2 protein-coding genes are annotated in these 1,063 nt (G+C 74.3%); both read right to left on the reverse strand.

All coding sequences use genetic code 11. The features are described 5' to 3' along the window. Positions 1-66 precede the first annotated feature (66 nt). The gene (locus E2E34_RS34540; protein ID WP_138905747.1) at positions 67-831 is read right to left on the reverse strand and encodes an SDR family NAD(P)-dependent oxidoreductase; all 765 of its coding nucleotides are present in this window, start codon (positions 829-831) and stop codon (positions 67-69) included. A 62-nt stretch (positions 832-893) separates the two neighbouring features. After that, positions 894-1,063: zinc finger domain-containing protein (locus tag E2E34_RS34545; protein WP_279637927.1), on the reverse strand; the 170-nt coding region annotated here is incomplete at its 5' end.

The following is a 1,063-nucleotide window of genomic DNA, read 5'->3' on the forward strand; positions in this document are numbered from 1 at the left end:
GGCCTGTGGCGGTGGGCCTTTGGCGTCGAGTCGGGTCGGGTCGCGGGTGGGCTGGGGGCGTGGGGGTTACCAGGGCATCAGGACGCCGCCATTGGGGCGGAGGATCTGGCCCGTCGTGAAGGCGGAGGCGTCGGACGCCAGGTGCAGTACGGCGTGCGCGATGTCCTCGGGCTCGCCCACGCGCCCCAGCGGTGAGGCCCCGGCCATGGCGGCCTCGGTCCGGTGTCGCAGCGTCGCGTCGTGGCGGTCGGTCATGGGAGTGCGGATCCAGCCGGGGGCCACGGCGTTCACGCGGATGGAGTGGGGGCCCAGTTCCGTGGCGAGCGTCCTGGTGAGCTGTACGACGGCTGCCTTCGCGGCGCTGTAGCAGAGCAGGCCGGCGTGGGCCGCGTCCACCGCGCCCGACGCCATGGTGACGATGCTGCCGGGGGTCCCGGCGGCGATCATGGCGCGGGCCGCCTCCTGGCAGGCGTACAGCACTCCCTTGAAATTGACCGCCAGGACGCGGTCGAGGTCCTCGTCGCGGGTCTCCAGGACGGTGCTGCGGTGCATGATCCCGGCGACGGCCGCCAGGATGTCGACACGGCCGGCTGCCGCGACCGCCTCCGCGAGACGGGAGCGGTCGGTGACGTCCAGCGGGTGCGGGCGAGCGGCGCCGCCCGCCTCGGTGATCAGGGCGGTGGTCTCGTGGAGACCCTGCTCGTCGCGGTCCGCGCAGTGGACCGTGGCGCCGGCTGCGGCCAGCAGGAGCGCGCTCGCCCGGCCTATGCCGCTCGCGGCGCCGGTGACGAGAGCGCTGCGGCCGGTGAGGTCGTACGCCTTGAGGGCCATGCGGGGACGGTAGGGCTGTATCTGACGAGGCGTCAACTCTTGTGCGGGTGGCAGTTCGCCGGTCAGGGAGTCGGGCCCGACTGGCAGTGGGGGCACCAGTAGGTGGGTCGGAGGCGGCCGGGGTCGCCCTGTTCGGCGTGGCGGATCGTGGTGCCGCAGCGCAGGCAGGGGCGCCCGGCGCGGCCGTACACGTACGCGAGGGGCGTGGGGGCGCGTTCGCGCAGGGTGGTGC

Origin of the sequence: Streptomyces albidochromogenes (genome assembly GCF_005981925.1) — a bacterium.
Lineage (GTDB): Bacteria > Actinomycetota > Actinomycetes > Streptomycetales > Streptomycetaceae > Streptomyces > Streptomyces albidochromogenes.